Consider the following 18300-nt stretch of genomic DNA (forward strand, 5'->3'; position numbering starts at 1 on the left):
TTCAACTTCCTCGCACAGCTAAGAACGCCCTCAAATGCATTAACAAAATACCTATGCCAATTGTTCATTAAAGGAACAGCAGTTTATAACCTACTTTTGTAATTTATAGATACTGCACATCAATTAGAATAAGTTCCACATTAGACTTTTGGCTTTTTTATACCTATTATTTACATTATTCCAATTGACAACATTCCACCAATTCTCGATATATGCTTTTTTGTCGGTTTTATATTGCAAGTAATAAGCATGTTCCCACATATCTAATACTAATAAGGGGATGATATCAGCAATTTGAAAGAATTGATGTTTTTCAAAGGACTGAACCCCTAGCTTTCCGTTCCTCGGGTTCCAATATAGAAGAGCCCAACCATCTCCTTCAACGGAGGTTGCAGTTTTGGTAAACAACGATTTAAATTGCTCCCATGTGCCAAAATCGTTGTTCAATTTTTGCGATAATTCACCTTCTGGCTGCTTTGTTGAATTGGGAGTCATATTGAACCAAAAAATGGTATGCAGTTGGTGTCCTGATCCATGAAAAGCTTGTTCCCTAAGCCAATATTTCATAAATTTAGCATCTGGCTTTTTAATATATAGTTCTTTCTCCGCTTTATTTAATCCATCGACATAACCTTGATGATGCTTGTCATGATGTAATCGCATTATTTCTTCACTAATGTAAGGTTCGAGCGCATTGTATGCATATGGCAGAGCCGGAAGTTTCCGTTGTCCATATGGAATTCCCTTATTTCTATTGTTTATTTGTTTCGAATGTTTGATATCAAACAAAATTCGCTCTCCTTCTGCATTTATTGCTGTTAAGTCATGTTGACTGATGAATTGTTCCGATTCCTTTAAGTGAAGAATGGTAGATTGCCAACTTCTTAAGCGTTCCAATATTTGTTCATTTTTGTCTTGCGATAGAGATTCATCTAACCCCCGACTTATGTCATTTCCCCAATCCATAAGATCATTTAAATATTGATGTACTGTATTATCCATATTAACCACCTCTATGTACCATATGCCCATTTGCTCTGTCTGTGCATATAGGTAAAGAGGACAGATTACTTATTAGAATGGTTTTTAATCGTTCGACATTCTGCTTCACCGCATAAGAAAAACGGAGCAAAATTCGCTCAGTCCTTATCACTAAATGCTCAGATTTACGCTTCCTCTAGTAGCTATTATGGAATAATAGCTACTGCTTGCTTGACCACCACTCCGGCTGCCCACTTCCCTTTCCGTGGGGTTTGTCCTTCAGCTAACTTTTTTAGCAAAACCCGCTCAAAAAAGTGGATCTTCAGGTCAAACATTTCCCACAGGAGTTGAAGTGGCCGGCCTTCGCTATTATCAGGCTCTACAACGCTAGCATGAAGTAACACAGCTGCTTTTATACTCACGGATAGCGATTTTCACTTTACCCATTGTAAAAAAAGTCAACCTATTTACTTATGACAAGAATTGTTGCACCTTCTCATAGCGGAGACGAATTACGTAGACTCCTGCGGGATTAGCGCGAGCCGAAAATCCACTTTGCAACGTGTTCTTCTTTGCAAAGTTAGTTGAGGCCCGTGCCCGCGGAAAGCGAAGCAATTCGTCGGAGCATTGCCAATATACATCAAACATTTCAAAATAACTACTTGGCTTAACGCAGTCATTGCACTGATTTTATACTTTCTTAACTTAGAACAAAAGCGCTAGCGCCCGATTAGAAACGTAATTACTGGAGTGAGCCAATGGAGATAAAGGAAATACGGTGAGCTTGTGAGCCAATGAGGACTTAGATTAGGGCGATTCATGGAGTCGCTACGTTTCTGGGTGCTGGAGCTGGACACGGCTCAACACGCCCATATTTATCTACATAGGCAATTTTTATAATTTCCTAGACTACAAAAAAACGCTTGCCGCTTCTTCAAGGAACTTGCACTTCCAGTTGAAGGTATATTGCAACGCGCTTTTTATTTAAATGAATCAGTACATTCGTTACTTTAAAGCAACATATAGCATATTAAATTAGTCTGTATTTCTATTCGATAGGTTTTCGCTGAATCGTTCAAAAAACAAATCCGCCTCCGATTCCAGCTCATCTGACCCTGTATTTTCTGGAAGTGGTGGTAACTCCTCAAGTGATGTCAAACCAAAATAAGTTAAAAACTCTTTAGAGGTAGCAAATAATATGGGTTTTCCTACGCTATCCTTTCTCCCCACCTCTTCAATTAAAAGCCGAGAAAGAAGCGTTTGAACTGGTCGATCACTCTTTACTCCTCTAATTTCTTCTATTTCTGTTCTTGTAATTGGCTGCTGATAGGCAATAATTGCAAGAGTTTCTAACGCGGCTTGAGACATCCTTGTCGTTTGAGGAGTTTCTAACAGCTTTTTATAATAAGGACTATGCTCTGGTTTTGTTGTTAAATGATATACTTCATGAGCCTGCATGATCATAATGCCCCGATCGGTATTGTCATAGTCATACTTAAGCTCTTCAATTAAGTGTTCGACTGTTGCTTCCGTAATTTCTAATACTTTAGACAACTGTTTAATCGTTATTCCTTCATTTCCTGAAGCAAACAACAGACCTTCAACAATTGCCTTTAATTTCGTAATTTCCACCTTTATTCCTCCATGTTATACACATATAAAGCTTCCAACTGTTCCGTTTGTTCACAATATACTTGATTCTCTTTCATTAATTCTAAAAGAGCAATAAATGTTACAACGATGTGTGATCGTGATTGATATGTAAATAGATCATCAAATAATATTCCATCCTTTGCTTCATTTACAACACGTAAAACCTCTTCCATTCTTTGCTCAATAGATATTTCTGCTCGCTTAATTTTTGTATCTAGTGGTTGATTCCATTTCTTTCGCTCTAACATTTTATTCAATGCATTTAACATATCATATACGGAGGTATCACCTTGAACGACTGCAGGGACTTCCTGTACATAATTATCAAATTCGATAGGTGGCCTTGTGAAAATCTGATTTGCTTCTATTTCCTTCTCCTGTAGCTGGACAGCTGCTTCCTTATACTTTCTATATTCTATTAATCGCTGCATCAATTCTTCCCGTGGGTCTTCCATATATTCCTCCGATTCTTCCTCTAACTCGGGCTTTGGTAGTAGCATTTGACTTTTAATCTCAACAAGCGTCGCTGCCATAACTAAATATTCACTTGCAATATTTAATTCAAGGCGTTGCATTGTATGAATATAAGTCATATACTGCTCTGTAATTGTTGCAACCGGAATATCATAAATATCAATCTCGTATTGATTAATCAAATGCAGTAATAAATCAAGCGGGCCTTCAAATGTATCTAATTTAACCTGGTAAGCTTGATTCAACTTATTCCGTCCCTTCATTCAAAAATTATATCATTAATTATAAACGCCCATACACGAATTGATCTACCGTCATACGTTATTAATGTAAGATAAATGTTATCACAAAACATTTATGCTAAGAAGAAAAAGGAGGTATTTCATCATGAGTGGTGGATATGGATACGGCGGAGGATTCGCGTTAATCGTTGTATTGTTCATTTTATTAATTATTGTCGGTGCTGCTTGGCTCTAAGTAAATAACTTACATGTTAACCAGCACACGAAAATAAAAGCCGGCCCCAATATAGGGCTGGCTTTTTATTCCTTATCCTTCTCTTCCTTAAATGCATCGCATTTTGAATAAAAATGCTGTATCTCCTCTTCAGCACAAACAGCATATTTATCCTGATAAAGGCGAGTTACTTCGTTCATCATCTTTTTGCCAATCCCGAGATTACGATGTGAAGGGTTCACAGAAACATGCTGAATAACAGCGTTAATTTCGCCTTCAACCCTAACCCCTATAGCACCTAAAATATCTTCTTCTTTCCACAAATAAAGATGCCAATCTGGATTTGTTTCATATTCTTTTATCGTTTGTTGCAATTTTTTTACATCTTTTTCTTCTGGCATAAAAGATAATAAACCCATTGCAATTTTTTCTAAGTTCTTCTTAAAGCGTATTAACATAGATACCCCTCATTAACGTTATAACTTATGAAAACTTTGGGAAGTTAATTATATTCCGCGTAGTTAGACGTTGTAAATTTCTGTAGTATTATTCCATAAGCTACAGTTGGAGTTTGTAATTATATTTATGCATGTAAAAACGTATTTGTCAAATTTAGAATTACTATTTATATGTGAATGTTATTTGTTAATCCATTTTTTCTTTCGTACAAGCTGTAACATTTTATACCCATCTGTCTGTTTCCCTTTGTATGCAAAAGGTAACAAATTCATTAAAGCTATCCAACCGTTAAATAACATCGATAGATGAATAAAGGGGTTAGGATGGCTCTGATGAATAGCCCAAAGTATAACAGATACACATCCACTCATAACTGGGCCAAACAGCGAAATAAGAATCTTTTCACGTGGTCGATAACTAGGAGTCCGCTCACTTAATGCGATCCCACCCAAGAAAAATAGTGGAAACAGCGTAATATAAAATTTATTGAAATTAAAGGATATTCCTTTTTTGCCTGTCCCAATAGATATATAGATTCGGTCTGCACCAACCAACCATGCAGCTATAGCATGGCCAAATTCATGTATAAATATACTAATTGGAGCAATTATTGCTAGTAAATAAACAAGCATTATCAATTCCATCTATTCCATCCTTTAGGAAAAACAAACCTATTCGCTGTACACTTTTACTTCCTTCATCACATCGCCATTTTGCATTGATTTAGCAAATTCAATACCAGATGTCACTTGTCCAAAAACGGTATGAACCCCGTTAAGATGTGGTTGTGGCTCATGTACAATGAAAAATTGACAGCTTCCTGTATCTTTGCCAGCATGAGCCATTGATAGTGATCCTTCTAAATGTTTATGTGGATTACCTTCTGTTTCACACTTAATCGTATATCCTGCTGAACCAGTTCCGTTACCATTTGGGCAGCCTCCTTGACTTACGAAACCTGGAATTACACGATGAAATGTTAAACCATTATAAAATCCATCATTCACCAATTTTTCAAAGTTAGCAACTGTATTTGGTGCTGCGTCTTCATATAAATCAAATTCAATTTTATTATTATTTTCCATTACAATATATCCTTTTTTAGCCATGTTTAAGTCTCCTTTTCTATTTTCAACTATCGTACATTTTATCACTTAATTTAACGAAAGAAAAGAATTGTTGTTGACATCAGTACTATTCGTAACTTAAATCGTGACTAATAATATCTTGATAGCTCTCACGTTTAACAACTAATTTATCTTGGCTATCCTCTACAAAAACGACAGCTGGTTTAGCAAAACGATTATAGTGATTTGCCATCGAATATCCATACGCACCAGTTGAAAAAACAGCGAGAATATCGCCATGATCTACTTTCGGAAGAGGAAGATCCCAAATTAACATGTCGCCTGATTCACAACATTTACCAGCGATTGATACTTCGCTGATTGGAGGAGCACTGGCTTTATTTGCTATTACAGCCTCGTATTTAGCTTGGTATAACGCTGGCCTTAAGTTATCTGTCATACCGCCATCGACAGATACATAATTTCTAATACCAGGGATATGTTTAATAGCACCTACTGTATATAGTGTTAGTCCTGCATTTCCAGCAATAGCTCTTCCTGGCTCTAACCATATTTCAGGCATTGGTATTGCTAGCATTTGTACATGTTTTTTGACTTCTGTCACCAGTTCTTTAACATAGATATCATAAGAAATTGGCGATTCTTCTGAAGTATAGCGAATTCCATAACCTCCACCTAGATTTAATACTTCAGGTATGAATCCATACGTATTCTTCCAGTTTTTAAGTTCTTGGAATAATACCTCTGTAGCGATCAAGAAACGATCTGTTTCGAAGATTTGTGATCCTATGTGGCAATGTAATCCTTTAAACTTAATAAATTCATGATTCCACAATAATTTAAAGGCTTCTTCAGCTTGGCCGTTATTCAGATTAAAGCCGAATTTTGAATCTTCATTACCAGTCATTATGTATTGATGCGTCTTCGACTCTATTCCAGGTGTAACACGCATTAAAACATCCATTTGCTTGTTATATTCCTTTAATAATCTTCCAATAAGCTCAATTTCTCGAAAATTATCAACCACTATACAACCAATATCGTTTTCAATTGCCATGCGCAGCTCATTCAAACTTTTATTATTTCCATGGAGATGGATTTTTTCAGTTGGAAATTCTGCTTGCAGCGCTGTGTACAATTCGCCCTCAGAAACCACATCTAAACACATGTTCTCCTGTTTCATTATTTGTAACATAGCAATACTTGAAAAAGCTTTACTTGCATAGGCAACTTTAGCTGTAACCTCCATTTTATCAAAGGTCTCGATAAATGCTTTGCAATTGTTACGTATTATATTTACATCATAGACATATAGTGGTGTGCCATACTTTTGTGCAAGTTCGACAGCATCTGCCCCACCTATAACTAGATGCCCTTTGTCGTTTACCTCAAATGGATGGTTATCAATAATCATTGTGAAAGTCCTCCATAATGGTTTTCTGAATTTATAATTAAAAACTTTATCATAATAAAATATAAATGAAAAGAGGATGGCTCAAAAGTATATTATTCACATCATAATTCGAACGATTAAAACTAGTCTCACTATAACTCTAAAAGAAAAATAATGGGTGAAATCATTGGTTGATGACTTTACCCACTACCATTAGTATGTTTATTTGTTCTATTTTTTTGAGGGTTGACGGTAATTATTTTTCGGGTGGACAATACTAGGTCGACTATTTGTAAACGGCATAGGGATTCGCACAATCGTATGTAGCATGGCTTTTGCATTAAATGGCATAAACGGCCATAAATAAGGTGTTTTTAAGGATTTTAAGCTTGCTAATACGATGAGGTGAACCAAGAATAACCCAATAAACCCATAAAGTCCAAACATGCCGGTAATAATAACAAACAGGATGTTAACAATTTTATTCGAGATACTAAGCTCATAACTTGGTGTTACATAAGATCCAATTGCGCTTATAGAGACATAGAGGATTACTTCCGGACTAAACATTCCCACATCAATAGCAATTTGTCCAATCAATACAGCAGCAATCAATCCCATCGAGGTTGAAAGCGGATTTGGCGTATGGATTGCTGCCATTCGTAAAAATTCAATTCCGACCATCGCCATTACAATTTGAACCGGAATAGATATATTACCGTCTTCATTTGGCCCGATAAAAGCCAACTCTTTTGGTAATAGCTCCGGCTCCATTACAAATAATAACCATAATGGTAACAAGTACATGGAAGCAAAAACTGCAAAAAATCGAATCCAACGCACAAACGTTCCGATGGCTGGTGTTTGTCGATATTCTTCAGCATGCTGTAAATGATGAAAAAAAGTCGTTGGTAATATGATCACACTGGGCGATGTATCAACCGTAATTAATACATGACCTTCCAGTAGGTGATTAGCTGCTACGTCCGGTCTTTCTGTATAACGAACGAGTGGGTATGGTATCCATTTACGATTTATGATAAATTCATCAATTGTTTTATCTGCCATCGAGATACCATCAATTTCAATTGCCTCAATTCGTTCTTTTATAAGATGTATTAATCCTTCATCCGCAACATCCTGAATATAACTAAGACATACGTCTGTTTTTGATCGCTCACCCACTTTTAACATTTCATTCCGTAGTCTAGCATCTCGAATCCTTCTTCTAGTCAAAGCAGTATTTTCAATAATGTTTTCCGTGTATCCATCACGTGAACCACGAACAACACGTTCTGTATCAGGTTCTTCTGGGGTTCTTCCCGGATAATTCCTAACGTCAACAATAAATGCGTAATCCTCACCATCTACAAACACAACAATGAGTCCTGATAGCATTTGATCCACTGCTTCATCCATTGTTTTTGCTTGATTCACCTGTTGATGGAGTAAACGATTTTCTATAATCTCTGGTAGCTTTTTGCTATTTGACTCATGATCATTTAAATTCACTAATTCTTTTATTAAATCTTGAATGATGATGGAATCACATAAACCAGTTACATAATATATTTGTACCTTTCTTTTCAAAAGTACAATTTCACGAAACCCAAGATCAAACGATACACCGATACCAAGTCGTTTTTTTAAATAGTTTTCTGTATCCTTTATTTTTGGAGAGATTGGTATTTTCTTATCTTTATTATTCATCATGTATCGCCTCGATTCTTATTGTTTTACAAAATAAACCCATTGAAATATCGATCCAGCTATTTTACCAAACACAATTGCCATTAATAGCCACATTGTGTGCTTTTCAATACCTATTCGTTTATATAGTATTGGGAATACATTTAAAACCTCGGTTAATGCTGCAGCAAGCATTCCGTTAAATATTCCTTGTAATATACCCCAGATCATAATAAATACAAAGGAGTAATTCCAGGTAATATTAGTGAATGACAAAAACGTACCAAAAAGTGACCCAAGCAAAATACATGCCGCATAAATATTAAGAAATGGTTCTGTTTTACTCAGTTGAATAAGCCGAGGAACAATACCTAAGACAGTAATAAATGCTACATAACCACCCCCAACAGCAAGACCACCAGCAAAGCCAATAATTAATTCGATGAGGCTATTTAGGAGGGGGGGCATCGTTTAATTTATTCTCATAATGAATCACATAATTATCGAGATCCTGCTGATAGTTATAAATTTCTACTTCTAAGGGGCTGGGCTCTTCATTAAACCGTTTATTAAACCAATGGTTAAAGAACAATAACATGCCAATACCTAATCCAAACGAATAGGGAATTTGAAGCCATAATGGAAATTCTTTTTCTTGACCTGTTAGTAAGTAATGAATTTTTTGGTGAACTTCCTGCATACTCACATCATAATGGAAATTCATAATCGTCATCGCTGTCCCAACGAATAAAAGAATCCAAACACCAATTGCAATCATTACGGATGGTGACTTCTTTTTCTCTTGGATACGTATTATGGTTTGCGGTGGTCCGATTAGTTGGAATTCCAGGTTGGTGAAATCATGATTTAAATGCTCTATAATTAAAAAGCTGTCAAGGATTACAATGTTTTTATCTTTTTTTGTTATTCGATAAATAGGTAAATTTTCCAGCTTTTCTTTCTCTGACGCATTAGTCGAAAGATATGCAATATCTTTAAGCTTTAATTCTTGATAACCTATTATCTCCATATTTTTTTTCATTCGTAAATATACCTGTTCTGCCATAAAATCATCCCTTATTGCGTTAATCTATAGCTAGTATTTGTCATTATTGCAATAATTATCACGAAGAATTACTAATACAGGTTTGGACATCGCTAAATCGAATATATGTAAAAACGAATAATAATTCTAAGCTAATTATACTTACGGGAAAGGTTTCAGGAAGAACATAATCAGCTATGATTAACTGACCAATATACATTCCTCTTTTAATAAAATAAACGATAAAAACCGAACTAATATCCGGATATTAACTTCGTATAATCGGATTATCGTTCGGTTTTTACATATATTAATTTCTTTTGAACTTGTAGAGATAAACAGCATTATTTTTTCTGTATTTTCGTACTTACGAATGTTTTTCCATTTTATGAATCAATATTTACTTTCATCTCATGTAAAATCTTTTTCTCCAGCCTAGATACTTGAACTTGCGATATCCCAAGTCGATCTGCTACTTCTGATTGTGTCTGATCTTTATAATATCTCAAGTAAACAATTAATCTTTCTCTTTCACTCAACCCCCTAATAGCTTCTTGCAGGGTTAGTTTTTCGAACCATTTTGAATCCTGATCTGATATTTGATCTAGTAGAGTAATTGGATCTCCATCATTTTCAAATACTGTTTCATGAATAGACTGTGGTGATTTTCCAGCTTCTTGAGCGTGAACAACATCTTCAGAAGAAATTTCTAACGCATCTGCAATCTCGTTCACGGTTGGTGATCTGCCTAGTTGTTTTGTTAATTCATCTTTCTTTTTACGGATTCTATTACCTGTCTCTTTAAGAGAACGACTAACTTTGACAGTACCGTCATCTCGAATAAACCGTTGGATTTCACCGATTATCATTGGTACTGCATAAGTTGAAAAGCGTACATCATACGAAAGATCAAACTTATCTATTGATTTTATTAAACCAATACTTCCAATTTGAAATAAATCATCGGGGTCATATCCTCTATTTATAAATCGTTGTACAACGGACCATACGAGACGGATATTTTTTTCTACTAATATATCTCGTGCTGCTTTATCTCCCTTTTGACTTTTGTCGATTAGTCCTTTTACTTCTTCATCCGTCAAGGTCTCGTTTCTGTTATCACCTTTTACGTTAACATTCATAGGCAGAACCTTTCACTATGAACACACCGTTTTGCTTTTCGTAAGCTGCTTAGTCATGTGTACGGTTGTTCCTTTATCAGGTATGGATATGACCTCAACAGTATCCATAAAATTCTCAATAATCGTAAAGCCCATCCCCGATCTTTCTAATTCTGGCTTGGAAGTATAAAGCGGCTGGCGCGCCTCGTCCACATCGCTAATTCCAATTCCCTCGTCCTTTATCGTTAATTCCACTTCACCATCTATTAATGCACAGGTAATATATACTTGATGATGTGCTTCATTATTATAACCATGAATGATGCAGTTTGTGACAGCTTCAGAAACTACAGTTTTTATTTCTGTTAGCTCGTCCATTGTTGGGTCAACCTGACTGACAAAAGCAGCGACGGTAACTCTAGCAAATGATTCATTTTCGCTAATACTAGCAAATTGCACTGCCATTTCATTTTTCATGATGCCACCCCCAAAGTCTCTAATGCAAATGCTTCATTCTCCTCAAGACGAACAATTTTAAATAATCCTGACATTTCAAATAAACGTTTAACCGGCGGAGAAATAGAACATACGACCATTTCTCCACCAAGTTGTAATACTTCCTTATATCTGCCTAACACAACACCTAACCCTGAGCTATCCATAAAAGTCATTGCTTCAAGATTTAATAACACATGCTTTACATCATTTTTGTACATAATCTCTTTCCACTCATTTCGTAATAACTCTGCTTCATGATGATCTAATTCACCAGAGAGTCTGACGATCAAGACATCTTCTTTAATAGCAAATGTTGAACTAAGACCCATAGTCTTTCCTCCTTTTTATACAAAAACTGTATTTATTTCATTTCTTGATTTGATGGGTCGATTCCTGCTACATGACAAAAGAAGAACTTATTCGGTTAAAATAGTATGTTTTATTCATTTTTCGCTATTCTTTGCAAGGTTCTCTTTAACAAAGTAAAGTACGATGCTTCATCTATTGTTTCTTTGATCGTTAAATCTGTTCGAGAGATAATTTCATCTCCATTTTTAACTATTAACTCGCCTACTTTATCCCCTCTAAAAATCGGCAGAGATAATGCATGGTGAACGTTAACTTCGGTTGCTATATCGTCCATTGATTCACCTTTTTTATGAAGTGTACTAATAGATTCGGATGCCACAACATCTGTTATTGTTTTATCAGCCTTCAACAGCTTAAGATCGGTTATTTTATCGCCCTTCTCAAATAATTTATTGGTTTGATAATGATTAAATGCAAAATCCAACATTCCTGAAACAGCAGCGTTCCGTTCTTTTGTTGTTTTTGCCCCCATAACAACGGCAATGACTCGCATTTCCTCTTTTTCAGCTGTAGCCGTCAGACAATACTTCGCTTCATTTGTATAACCAGTTTTTAGGCCATCAACACCTGGATAGAATTTCACTAGTTTATTTGTATTAACAAGCCAAAATTCATTATCCTGCCCCTTACGTAAATAATCTTCATAAATGGATGTATAGTCTGTAATGGATTCATACTTTAATAATTCCTTTGCCATTATTGACATATCATAAGATGTACTATAATGATCCTCGGCAGGTAAACCAGTTGCATTTTGAAATTTCGTGTCCTTTAAATCTAATTCCTTGACCTTATCATTCATCTTTTTGACAAATGCTTTTTCGCTACCAGCAATTCTTTCAGCTAGTGCTACACTAGCATCATTTCCAGATGCTACAGCTACGCCCTTAAGTAAATCCTGCACACTCATTTCTTCTCCTGATTCTAAGAAAATTTGAGAACCTCCCATAGACGCAGCGCGATCACTAACGCGTACCGTTTCATCCAGTTTTAATTTTCCCTCATCCAGAGCCTCCATAATTAAAAGCAATGTCATTATTTTCGTCATACTTGCAGGTGGTAATTTCTCATGTGCATTTTTATCGAATAAAACCTCACCTGTGTCTCTCTCCATTAGAATTGCCGATTTAGTATTCTCTGCAAGCTTTTCCGTGTCAGAACCCGTTTCCTCTGCAAAAACAGGTGAGCTTAGATGAATTAACAACGTGATAACCATACTAACAACCAAAAGACCTCTTTTCATCCTTATACCCTCCAATAAAGTGAATCCTTTTTCAGAAGGAAGTTATCTTATTTTCACTTCTGAAATCATGCGAACAAAGGTAGCAAACGCTAAGTCTTGAACATGAAAAGATCGATGTTCAGAAACCTTTATGCCAAACGTCTATTTACAGATATTCTGTAAACAAACAATTCGTTTTTTACAGGCTGTCCTTTCTCGGTAAGTGTATTGTTAATTCGAGCGTTAGGATCCTGTCTACCTAAAATAAACTATATACATTCAGCATAACCAATTGCAGTTCCCAATATACGTTTATTCATGAGTAAAGATCGTTAAAAATGATCACTGTAACAAGAACAAAAGCGGAAGCGCCCGTCTAGAAGCGTAGCGACTGGAGCGAGTCAATGGAGATAAAGGAATAACGGTGTGCTTGCGAGCCGATGATGACTTAGATTAGGGCGATTCGTGAAGTCGCCTCGTTTCTGAAGGCTGGTGCTGAACGCAGCTCGTCCATATTGATCCACATGCGCTAATTTTATAATTTCCTATACTCAAATAAAATCTCTCTGTTCGTCACATTTACAAACAGAGAGATTACATGTTTAGATCTATTAATTTAGCGGCAAATTATTTTATTTAGTAACTGTGTCATATATTAACGTAGGTGCATCTATTATCTCTTCAGAAATGGTTATGCTTGCATATAGTTTTTCTTTCACTTCATCTACATTTTCAGAATTGGAATGAATGGTTAATAAAGACTCACCAGCTTCAACCTTGTCTCCAATTTTTTTATGCAATACTAGTCCAACAGCAAGGTCAATTTCTGATTCTTTTGTAGCTCTTCCAGCACCTAACATCATTGCTGCAGTACCAATATCATCAGCAATGATTTCGGCAACTGTTCCTCCCTTTTTGGCCGGCAGGTCTACTTTAAAGGAAGCTTGAGGCAGCAAATGTGGCTGATCTACAACTGTTGCATCTCCACCTTGTGAAGATAGAAATGTTTTGAATTGATTTAATGCCTTGCCATTATGCAGATTTTCTTGAAGTTTTGCTCTGGCTTCTTCTAGGGTTTCGGCTTTCTCAGCTAAAACAACCATTTGACTTCCTAATGTTAAACAAAGCTCCGTAAGATCTTTTGGCCCTTTGCCTTGTAATGTGTCAATAGCCTCATTAATTTCTAGTGCATTACCAATTGCATTTCCTAACGGCTGGCTCATGTCAGAAATTACTGCCATCGTATTTCTTCCAACTTTATTTCCAATGGTTACCATTGCTTTTGCTAATGCCTTGGCATCATTTAGTTCTTTCATAAAGGCACCTGCGCCAGTTTTTACATCTAGAACGATGGCATCAGCGCCTGAAGCAATTTTCTTACTCATGATGGAGCTAGCAATTAGTGGTATTGAATTGACTGTTGCAGTAACGTCTCTTAATCCATATAATTTTTTGTCAGCAGGAGTTAAGTTCCCAGATTGGCCCACTACAGCTACCTTGTTTTTATTGACAAGCTCAATAAATTCATCGTTAGTTATTTCTACATGAAATCCAGGAACGGCTTCTAGTTTATCAATTGTTCCACCAGTGTGACCTAAGCCCCTTCCACTCATTTTAGCAACTGGGACGCCTAAAGAGGCCACCAATGGTGCTAAAATTAATGTAGTCGTATCACCAACACCACCAGTTGAATGCTTATCTACTTTAATCCCATCAATTTCAGATAAATCGATTTGATCGCCAGATTCTACCATCGCTTTGGTAATTTGCGCACGTTCATCATCCGTCATATCTTGAAAATAAATAGCCATTAACAATGCACTAGCCTGATAATCTGGAATGTTACCATTGGTATAGCCATCTATAAAATAGTTAATTTCTTCTGTTGTTAAGGCTTGACCATTGCGTTTTTTCTCAATAATGTCATACATTCTCATTTTTTATCACCTTTTAATCATTTTGGGGTAATGTTTCTATTACTTTTTTCACAAATGTTAAGAAGGATTCTCTTACTTGCTCTGTTGTTTCTATTACTTCATGATGCGTTAAAGGCTGATCTAAGATTCCCGCAGCCATGTTAGAAATACAAGAGATTCCTAACACACGAATACCTGCATGTCCAGCTACAGTCACTTCAGGAACCGTAGACATACCGACTGCATCCCCACCTAACGTACGAAGCATACGTACTTCTGCTGGTGTTTCATAAGCTGGGCCAGTATTTCCTACATATACACCTTTTTGTACATGTAATTGAATGTCTTTTGCGCATGCCTCCGCGTGTGCAATTAGCGATTTATCATAGACATTGGACATATCTGGAAAACGGACTCCTAAATGTTCATCATTCTTACCAATGAGCGGACTATCTCCCATATTATTGATATGATCGGAAATTAACATCAAATCACCAGGCTTGAAATCTTCATTTATACCGCCAGCTGCGTTTGTAACAATAATAGATTCAATACCTAGTTCTTTCATTACCCGAACTGGAAAAGTTACTTGTTGCATTGTGTAACCCTCATAATAGTGAAAACGTCCTTGCATGGCAATAACTTGCTTTCCTTTTAATGTTCCCGCAACTAGCTGTCCCTTATGACCAGCAACAGTGGATTCTGGAAAATCAGGAATATCCTTATATGGAATAGTAATTGGGCTTTCTATTTCCTCTGCCAGTACTCCTAGTCCAGAGCCAAGAATCAAACCAATCTCTGGTTTCTTATCTAGCTTCTGCTGCAAAAATTCACTTGCTTCTCGAACTGCGCTATAATTCATTTTATAAATCCCCCTTAGGTTTAATATCCTTTAGAAAGCTTATTCCATACGTAGGCATGTTCACCTCAAAATTATCAGCAATTGTAGCTCCTATATCTGCAAATGTCTGACGTAATGGTAATTCTTTTCCTTCGACAATACCTTTATGATGTACCAACAAAGGAACAAATTCCCGAGTATGGTCCGTACCGTGATGTATAGGGTCATTTCCATGATCAGCTGTAATAATTAATAAATCATCATCCTTCATTTCTGCAAGAACTTCAGGCAGTCTAGCATCGTAGGCCTCCAACGCTTCTCCATAACCTTGAGGATCTCTACGATGACCATATTTTGCATCAAAGTCAACTAAATTTAAGAAGCTAATTCCAGTAAAATCCTTCTTCATTGATGCAACTAACTGTGTCATCCCATCATCGTTATCCTCCGTTCGAATCGCTTCAGTGACTCCCTCACCATCATAAATATCTGAAATCTTCCCTAGAGCAATAACATCATAATTATTTTCTTCTAATTCATTCATGACAGTTTTCCCAAAAGGTTTGAGTGCATAATCATGTCGATTAGAGGTCCTCTCAAACGCCCCTGGTTTCCCAATAAATGGGCGAGCAATCACCCGACCGACCATATACTTCTCATCTAACGTTAGTTCTCTCGCAATTTCGCATATACGATATTGCTCTTCAATGGGAATAACATCCTCATGGGCAGCTATTTGCAATACAGAGTCAGCAGAGGTATATACAATTAAGGAGCCTGTTTCCATATGCTCAGCGCCTAATTCTTTAATGATTTCTGTACCTGAAGCTGGTTTATTACCAATAACTTTCCGCCCAGCCTTTTCCTCTAGCTCTTCAATTAATTCTTCAGGGAATCCTTCAGGGAACGTTCTGAAAGGCTGTTCGATATGCAAGCCCATAATTTCCCAATGACCAGTCATCGTATCTTTTCCGTTGGAGGCTTCCTGCATCTTTGTATAATGTGCTTTCGGTGAATCCGCTTTATCAATTCCTGCAATTGGTCGAATATTGCTTAAACCCAACCTTCCCATATTTGGCATATGTAGACCTTTCATATGCGACGCAATATGGCCAAGTGTATCAGCGCCTTTATCATTAAATTTATTAGCATCAGATGCTTCTCCAATTCCCACTGAGTCCAATACAATTAAAAATACACGCTTGAAATTTTTCATGGTATATCCCTCCTAAATATTATATTCCCACGATAGCCATGAAGTATGTCTATAATTCGTTGTAGGATGTCAGACGACTTAAAAAAATAAAAAGCTATGCTCTTGGATGATAGTTCATATATATATCTTTTAATCTAGCTTTCGTAACATGTGTATAAATTTGGGTTGTAGATATATCAACATGTCCAAGCATTTCTTGAACTAAACGCAAATCTGCACCATTCTCAAGTAAATGAGTTGCAAATGAATGCCTTAATGTATGCGGTGTAATTTTCTTATGAATTCCTGCTTCAAGCGCTGCTTTTTTTAATATTTTCCAAAATCCTTGGCGTGTCAACGGTTTACCGTGCTGATTGACAAATAAAATATTACTATCTCCTTGGCGTTTAATTAACTTACCGCGGGCTTGCTGCAAATAGTTTTCCACTGCCTGGATAGCAACATTACCTAGAGGAACGATCCGTTCCTTCGCTCCTTTTCCAAAGCACTGTACAAACCCCATGGTTAAATGAAGATCAGATATTTTTAAATGGATCATTTCACTTACTCGAAGACCTGTAGCATATAGTAGTTCTAACATTGCTTTATTACGTATATGTAATGCAGTATCTGAAGGTAAACTTAATAATGCTTCTATTTCTTGGATCGATAATACATCTGGAAGCTTTCGTTCCTTCTTAGGTGTTTCAATATGTAAGCTAGCATCATGTGTTACGACTTGCTCCCGAATTAAAAATTGATGAAATGCACGAATAGATGAAATATGACGCGCAATTGTCGCAGAGGATTTCCCATCGTCTTTTAACACATAAAGAAAATTGGTAATATCATTTCTTGTAACTTGTTCCCAGTTAGCTTTGTTTACAGAGGTTTTAATAAAATCTATATATGCTGTTAAGTCACGTCGATAAGAAGTTAATGTATTATCTGATAATCCTCTTTCAATTAATAAATAGTGATAAAAATCCTCTGCAATATCTGAAATCATCTTTTACTCTCCTAGCCGGAAAAATAAGTTCAATCGATCAAAAAAAGTTGGTTCTTCATTAAATACTTTTACTGCTGGTCCCTCTGGTGGATCATATCGATGATATTGTTCATATTCTGCATGCATTATTCGTAAACCAAAATAAAATAAAAATGTACACGCAATAAAGATGACGAACACCTTTACCATATCCCACAGTATTCTTTTCATTTATTGTGCTCCTCTAATCATAATATATCCTATTAAAAGATATGCCAGAAAAGAAGAACAATATACATAATACTATCATTCAAATGGGAAAAAATCTGTAATTACAATGTACCGCTTTTAACTTGGTTTGTAAATTATTTTCTTTTAAATAAAAAAAGGCTGCTAGTAAGTATTGGAAACGCTAACTAGCAAAACTTGCATGGTAACTAGCTAACTAGAAGCGTTCATAGTAACAGCCTGACATTGTTTACAGATGCCATGAAAAGTTAAACGATGGTCTTTTACTTGAAATCCCCATTCATTTTGAACAATTTTCTCCACATCTTCGAGTAAATCATCTTCGATTTCTTCTACTGAACCACATTCCGTACATACCAAATGATGATGAAAATGTTTAGCTCCTTCTTTACGAAGATCATAGCGTGATACACCATCACCAAAATTTATTTTATCCACAATCTTTAGTTCTGATAATAATTCTAATGTACGATATACTGTAGCTAAACCAATTTCTGGAGCTTTTTCCTTAACAAGCAGGTATACATCTTCTGCACTTAAATGATCGTCTTCCCTTTCCAGCAAGACTCTAACAGTCGCTTCTCGTTGAGGAGTAAGCTTATAGCTTTGCGAATGCAGTTGTTTTTTTATCCGATCAATTCGATGTTCCATGACAGGTTCCCT

At 36.2% G+C, this 18300-nt stretch carries 22 protein-coding genes; 1 reads left to right on the plus strand and 21 read right to left on the minus strand.

Annotated elements, in window-relative coordinates:
* Window positions 1–123: 123 nt before the first annotated feature.
* The 4 genes from JUJ52_RS03975 to JUJ52_RS03990 all read right to left on the minus strand — a co-directional run bounded on the left by JUJ52_RS03975 (window position 124) and on the right by JUJ52_RS03990 (window position 3353).
* Complete coding sequence (locus tag JUJ52_RS03975) at window positions 124–1002, minus strand: superoxide dismutase (protein WP_205388516.1); 879 nt, start codon at window positions 1000–1002, stop codon at window positions 124–126.
* A 185-nt stretch (window positions 1003–1187) separates the two neighbouring features.
* Window positions 1188–1403, minus strand: coding sequence for a hypothetical protein (locus tag JUJ52_RS03980; RefSeq protein ID WP_121603973.1), 216 nt, complete (start codon window positions 1401–1403; stop codon window positions 1188–1190).
* 613 nt (window positions 1404–2016) lie between these two features.
* Entirely contained in the window at window positions 2017–2613 is a 597-nt protein-coding gene (gene scpB, locus JUJ52_RS03985; protein ID WP_166530832.1) for an SMC-Scp complex subunit ScpB, read from the minus strand.
* Between the two features lie 2 nt (window positions 2614–2615).
* Window positions 2616–3353 (minus strand): segregation/condensation protein A, encoded by a 738-nt coding sequence (locus tag JUJ52_RS03990; protein WP_026681059.1) that lies wholly within the window; start codon window positions 3351–3353, stop codon window positions 2616–2618.
* Window positions 3354–3495: 142 nt separating this feature from the next.
* On the opposite strand from JUJ52_RS03990, the gene JUJ52_RS03995 reads away from it, so the two are divergent.
* Window positions 3496–3585, plus strand: a complete 90-nt coding sequence (locus JUJ52_RS03995; protein WP_021291215.1) for a YjcZ family sporulation protein — start codon at window positions 3496–3498, stop codon at window positions 3583–3585.
* A gap of 65 nt (window positions 3586–3650) precedes the next feature.
* Here the strand turns inward: JUJ52_RS03995 and JUJ52_RS04000 are convergent, their stop codons facing one another.
* The 17 genes from JUJ52_RS04000 to fur form a co-directional block, all read right to left on the minus strand.
* Complete coding sequence (locus tag JUJ52_RS04000; protein ID WP_026681060.1) at window positions 3651–4022, minus strand: GNAT family N-acetyltransferase; 372 nt, start codon at window positions 4020–4022, stop codon at window positions 3651–3653.
* A 180-nt stretch (window positions 4023–4202) separates the two neighbouring features.
* A complete protein-coding gene (locus tag JUJ52_RS04005) occupies window positions 4203–4667 on the minus strand; it encodes a M50 family metallopeptidase (RefSeq protein WP_205388515.1) in 465 nt (154 codons plus the stop codon).
* 27 nt (window positions 4668–4694) lie between these two features.
* The gene (locus JUJ52_RS04010; protein ID WP_026681062.1) at window positions 4695–5132 is read right to left on the minus strand and encodes a peptidylprolyl isomerase; all 438 of its coding nucleotides are present in this window, start codon (window positions 5130–5132) and stop codon (window positions 4695–4697) included.
* Between the two features lie 85 nt (window positions 5133–5217).
* Window positions 5218–6525 (minus strand): diaminopimelate decarboxylase, encoded by a 1308-nt coding sequence (lysA, locus tag JUJ52_RS04015; RefSeq protein ID WP_121605080.1) that lies wholly within the window; start codon window positions 6523–6525, stop codon window positions 5218–5220.
* 210 nt (window positions 6526–6735) lie between these two features.
* On the minus strand, window positions 6736–8214 hold the full coding sequence (locus JUJ52_RS04020) for a spore germination protein (RefSeq protein WP_121605079.1): 1479 nt from the start codon (window positions 8212–8214) through the stop codon (window positions 6736–6738).
* A gap of 18 nt (window positions 8215–8232) precedes the next feature.
* The gene (locus tag JUJ52_RS04025) at window positions 8233–8661 is read right to left on the minus strand and encodes a stage V sporulation protein AB (protein WP_121605078.1); all 429 of its coding nucleotides are present in this window, start codon (window positions 8659–8661) and stop codon (window positions 8233–8235) included.
* The gene (locus tag JUJ52_RS04030) at window positions 8642–9259 is read right to left on the minus strand and encodes a stage V sporulation protein AA (RefSeq protein WP_026681064.1); all 618 of its coding nucleotides are present in this window, start codon (window positions 9257–9259) and stop codon (window positions 8642–8644) included. Before JUJ52_RS04030 ends, JUJ52_RS04025 begins: the two co-directional genes overlap by 20 nt.
* A gap of 365 nt (window positions 9260–9624) precedes the next feature.
* Window positions 9625–10380 carry an RNA polymerase sporulation sigma factor SigF gene (gene sigF / locus JUJ52_RS04035; RefSeq protein WP_026681065.1) on the minus strand — a complete coding sequence of 252 codons (756 nt, stop codon included), beginning with the start codon at window positions 10378–10380 and terminating at the stop codon, window positions 9625–9627.
* 15 nt (window positions 10381–10395) lie between these two features.
* Entirely contained in the window at window positions 10396–10836 is a 441-nt protein-coding gene (gene spoIIAB, locus JUJ52_RS04040) for an anti-sigma F factor (RefSeq protein ID WP_026681066.1), read from the minus strand.
* Window positions 10833–11186, minus strand: a complete 354-nt coding sequence (gene spoIIAA / locus JUJ52_RS04045; RefSeq protein ID WP_026681067.1) for an anti-sigma F factor antagonist — start codon at window positions 11184–11186, stop codon at window positions 10833–10835. Before spoIIAA ends, spoIIAB begins: the two co-directional genes overlap by 4 nt.
* A gap of 110 nt (window positions 11187–11296) precedes the next feature.
* Window positions 11297–12469 carry a D-alanyl-D-alanine carboxypeptidase family protein gene (locus JUJ52_RS04050; protein ID WP_205388514.1) on the minus strand — a complete coding sequence of 391 codons (1173 nt, stop codon included), beginning with the start codon at window positions 12467–12469 and terminating at the stop codon, window positions 11297–11299.
* A 611-nt stretch (window positions 12470–13080) separates the two neighbouring features.
* Window positions 13081–14385, minus strand: coding sequence for a pyrimidine-nucleoside phosphorylase (locus tag JUJ52_RS04055; protein WP_026681069.1), 1305 nt, complete (start codon window positions 14383–14385; stop codon window positions 13081–13083).
* Window positions 14386–14398: 13 nt separating this feature from the next.
* A complete protein-coding gene (locus JUJ52_RS04060) occupies window positions 14399–15226 on the minus strand; it encodes a purine-nucleoside phosphorylase (protein WP_026681070.1) in 828 nt (275 codons plus the stop codon).
* A gap of 1 nt (window position 15227) precedes the next feature.
* On the minus strand, window positions 15228–16421 hold the full coding sequence (gene deoB, locus JUJ52_RS04065; RefSeq protein ID WP_228088835.1) for a phosphopentomutase: 1194 nt from the start codon (window positions 16419–16421) through the stop codon (window positions 15228–15230).
* Between the two features lie 94 nt (window positions 16422–16515).
* On the minus strand, window positions 16516–17409 hold the full coding sequence (gene xerD, locus JUJ52_RS04070; RefSeq protein ID WP_026681072.1) for a site-specific tyrosine recombinase XerD: 894 nt from the start codon (window positions 17407–17409) through the stop codon (window positions 16516–16518).
* Window positions 17410–17412: 3 nt separating this feature from the next.
* Window positions 17413–17619, minus strand: a complete 207-nt coding sequence (locus JUJ52_RS04075; protein ID WP_026681073.1) for a YqzK family protein — start codon at window positions 17617–17619, stop codon at window positions 17413–17415.
* A gap of 210 nt (window positions 17620–17829) precedes the next feature.
* The gene (gene fur / locus JUJ52_RS04080) at window positions 17830–18288 is read right to left on the minus strand and encodes a ferric iron uptake transcriptional regulator (protein WP_026681074.1); all 459 of its coding nucleotides are present in this window, start codon (window positions 18286–18288) and stop codon (window positions 17830–17832) included.
* Window positions 18289–18300: the final 12 nt, after the last annotated feature.

Origin of the sequence: Virgibacillus sp. AGTR (assembly GCF_016919725.2) — a bacterium.
GTDB classification, from domain to species: domain Bacteria; phylum Bacillota; class Bacilli; order Bacillales; family Amphibacillaceae; genus Virgibacillus; species Virgibacillus salarius.

What these genes read in the sequence shown, in the direction of transcription:
- JUJ52_RS04010 (WP_026681062.1), bottom strand. Translation starts at nt 5,132, where the DNA reads ATGGCTAAAAAAGGATATATTGTAATGGAAAATAATAATAAAATTGAA.
- fur (WP_026681074.1), bottom strand. Translation starts at nt 18,288, where the DNA reads ATGGAACATCGAATTGATCGGATAAAAAAACAACTGCATTCGCAAAGC.
- JUJ52_RS03975 (WP_205388516.1), bottom strand. Translation starts at nt 1,002, where the DNA reads ATGGATAATACAGTACATCAATATTTAAATGATCTTATGGATTGGGGA.
- lysA (WP_121605080.1), bottom strand. Translation starts at nt 6,525, where the DNA reads ATGATTATTGATAACCATCCATTTGAGGTAAACGACAAAGGGCATCTA.
- xerD (WP_026681072.1), bottom strand. Translation starts at nt 17,409, where the DNA reads ATGATTTCAGATATTGCAGAGGATTTTTATCACTATTTATTAATTGAA.
- JUJ52_RS04075 (WP_026681073.1), bottom strand. Translation starts at nt 17,619, where the DNA reads ATGAAAAGAATACTGTGGGATATGGTAAAGGTGTTCGTCATCTTTATT.
- JUJ52_RS04025 (WP_121605078.1), bottom strand. Translation starts at nt 8,661, where the DNA reads ATGCCCCCCCTCCTAAATAGCCTCATCGAATTAATTATTGGCTTTGCT.
- JUJ52_RS04050 (WP_205388514.1), bottom strand. Translation starts at nt 12,469, where the DNA reads ATGAAAAGAGGTCTTTTGGTTGTTAGTATGGTTATCACGTTGTTAATT.
- deoB (WP_228088835.1), bottom strand. Translation starts at nt 16,421, where the DNA reads ATGAAAAATTTCAAGCGTGTATTTTTAATTGTATTGGACTCAGTGGGA.
- spoIIAB (WP_026681066.1), bottom strand. Translation starts at nt 10,836, where the DNA reads ATGAAAAATGAAATGGCAGTGCAATTTGCTAGTATTAGCGAAAATGAA.
- JUJ52_RS04060 (WP_026681070.1), bottom strand. Translation starts at nt 15,226, where the DNA reads ATGAATTATAGCGCAGTTCGAGAAGCAAGTGAATTTTTGCAGCAGAAG.
- JUJ52_RS04030 (WP_026681064.1), bottom strand. Translation starts at nt 9,259, where the DNA reads ATGGCAGAACAGGTATATTTACGAATGAAAAAAAATATGGAGATAATA.
- JUJ52_RS04000 (WP_026681060.1), bottom strand. Translation starts at nt 4,022, where the DNA reads ATGTTAATACGCTTTAAGAAGAACTTAGAAAAAATTGCAATGGGTTTA.
- JUJ52_RS03995 (WP_021291215.1), top strand. Translation starts at nt 3,496, where the DNA reads ATGAGTGGTGGATATGGATACGGCGGAGGATTCGCGTTAATCGTTGTA.
- spoIIAA (WP_026681067.1), bottom strand. Translation starts at nt 11,186, where the DNA reads ATGGGTCTTAGTTCAACATTTGCTATTAAAGAAGATGTCTTGATCGTC.
- JUJ52_RS04055 (WP_026681069.1), bottom strand. Translation starts at nt 14,385, where the DNA reads ATGAGAATGTATGACATTATTGAGAAAAAACGCAATGGTCAAGCCTTA.
- JUJ52_RS04020 (WP_121605079.1), bottom strand. Translation starts at nt 8,214, where the DNA reads ATGAATAATAAAGATAAGAAAATACCAATCTCTCCAAAAATAAAGGAT.
- sigF (WP_026681065.1), bottom strand. Translation starts at nt 10,380, where the DNA reads ATGAATGTTAACGTAAAAGGTGATAACAGAAACGAGACCTTGACGGAT.
- JUJ52_RS04005 (WP_205388515.1), bottom strand. Translation starts at nt 4,667, where the DNA reads ATGGAATTGATAATGCTTGTTTATTTACTAGCAATAATTGCTCCAATT.